Raw genomic sequence first — 2,222 nt, forward strand, 5'->3', positions numbered from 1 at the left:
GTGTAGACCAGGTCGCCTGCATAAGGATGGCGGGGATGCACGGGCAGCTGGTTGCAATGCTCCACCGTGCGGCGAATTTCGTCGATTTCCGAGAAGTCCAGCCCAGGCGACACGCCTTGCGTGTAGAGATTGAGCGCGATGTTCACCAGGTCCACATTGCCGGTGCGCTCGCCGTTGCCGAAGAGGCAGCCTTCAATGCGGTCGGCGCCAGCCATCAAGGCCAACTCGCCGGCCGCAGTGCCCGTACCGCGGTCATTGTGGGGATGAACCGAGATCACGATGGCGTCGCGCCTGGCCAGGTGGCGGTGCATCCACTCCATCATGTCGGCAAAAATATTCGGCGTGGAATGCTCCACAGTGGACGGCAGGTTGATGATGCATTTTCGCTTGGGCGTCGGCTGCCAGACCTCGGTCACGGCATCAACCACGCGCTTGGAAAACGCGAGCTCAGTGCCCGACCACATCTCGGGTGAGTACTGGAACGTCCATTGCGTTTCAGGCTGTGCCGCTGCCAGTTGCTGGAAGAGCCGCGCATTGTCGGTCGCGAGCTGGACAATCTCGTCCTCATTCATGCCCAGCACCACGCGGCGCATAACCGGGGCGGTGGCGTTGTAGAGGTGGACGATGGCTTTTTTGGCGCCCTTGAGCGATTCGAAAGTGCGACGGATCAGCGGCTCGCGCGCCTGCGTCAACACCTGGATGGTGACGTCGTCGGGAATCAGATTGCCGTCGATGAGCTGGCGGAGAAAGTCGAATTCAATCTGGGACGCGGACGGAAAGCCCACCTCGATTTCCTTGAAGCCGATTTTCACCAGGGTGTGGAACATCCTCAGTTTGCGAGGAATATCCATGGGCTCGATCAACGCCTGGTTGCCATCCCGCAGGTCCACGCTGCACCAGATGGGCGCTTGCGTCAGCACGGCATCGGGCCATGTGCGGTCGGCCAGTCGGACTGGCGCGAAGGATTGGTATTTGCTGGAAGGTGTTTTCAACATGGTCATTTCGTCAACCCCAAAGATTACAAAAAAACCAGCAACCCAAAGAAAAACGGCCCGTTGCTGGTGCAAACGGGCCGTTGAATCAGGTGTACGCGTGCGCTACCGTCTCCGCCCGTTGGCAGATAGCAGTAGTGCTAKCGAAATTTGTTTCATCTGCTCAATGTACCACAATTATTTGTGAAGGCCGCGCTCGTCGGGTTCGTCGGTGGACGTCGAGATCACGCTGGTCTGCTGGCCCTTGGCCTTGCGCCAGCCGTATAGCACATAGCCCGAAAAACCGTACAGCACAAACAGGCCGAACATCACGGYCGGTGGATGAATATTGATAACGGCGATCCCAAGTGCAATCAACACAATGGCGGCGAAAGGCACGCTGCGCTTCATCTGCACGTCCTTGAAGCTGTAGAACGGCACATTTGTGACCATCGTGAGGCCCGCATAGAGCGTGAGGCCGAAGGTCACCCAGCGCACTTCCAGCCCACTGACTCCCGCATCGGTCATCAGCCAGATAAAGCCGGCCACCAATGCCGCCGCGGCGGGCGACGGCAGACCCTGGAAGAAGCGCTTGTCGACCACGGCCGTGTTCACATTGAAGCGAGCCAGGCGCAGCGCAGCGCAGGCGCAATACACAAAAGCGCCTATCCAACCCCACCGCCCCAGGCTGGTCAAGGCCCAGACGTAGGCGATCAACGCCGGTGCGGCGCCGAAAGACACCATGTCCGAGAGCGAATCCATCTGCTCGCCGAAAGCGCTTTGCGTGTTGGTCATCCGGGCGACGCGGCCGTCCAGGCTGTCGAGAATCATGGCGCAAAACACACCAATGGCGGCTTGGTCGAAGCGCCCGTTCATGGCCATGACGATGGCGTAAAAGCCGCCAAACAGGGCGGCCAGCGTGAATAAATTGGGCAATATGTAAATGCCCTTGCGTCGCTTGCGTATCACCACCGCTTCGGTAGGGAACGCCGAATCTTCACCATCATGCATAAAAACACTCCTGAGGCACAACTGGTGCGCGCAAACAGCTATCAAATTCATAGCACCTGTAGATGCCATCCAGAAGCCGGGCCTCCTTGAAGGAATAAGCCGTCGACTCAAGCCGCCAAGGATACCAAGATCGGCCCCGGCAGAAACTTTCACCTCACCCCGCCCAGTCTGCCTTGGTCAGAAAAAAAGCCGCGCAGGACCTTTGCGCGGCTTTTTGCAGGACAAAGCCCTGACGGGCTT

Annotated in this window: 2 protein-coding genes; both read right to left on the reverse strand. The window is 58.8% G+C overall.

The window, feature by feature from the left end; translation table 11 throughout:
- A partial coding sequence (locus AC1D1X_RS21220) for a 2-isopropylmalate synthase (RefSeq protein ID WP_477699103.1) occupies positions 1-995 on the reverse strand: 995 nt, incomplete at its 3' end.
- A gap of 174 nt (positions 996-1,169) precedes the next feature.
- Positions 1,170-1,982 carry a CDP-diacylglycerol--serine O-phosphatidyltransferase gene (gene pssA / locus AC1D1X_RS21225; protein ID WP_477699104.1) on the reverse strand — a complete coding sequence of 271 codons (813 nt, stop codon included), beginning with the start codon at positions 1,980-1,982 and terminating at the stop codon, positions 1,170-1,172.
- Positions 1,983-2,222 lie beyond the last annotated feature (240 nt).

The organism is Polaromonas sp. P1_G4, assembly GCF_056405475.1.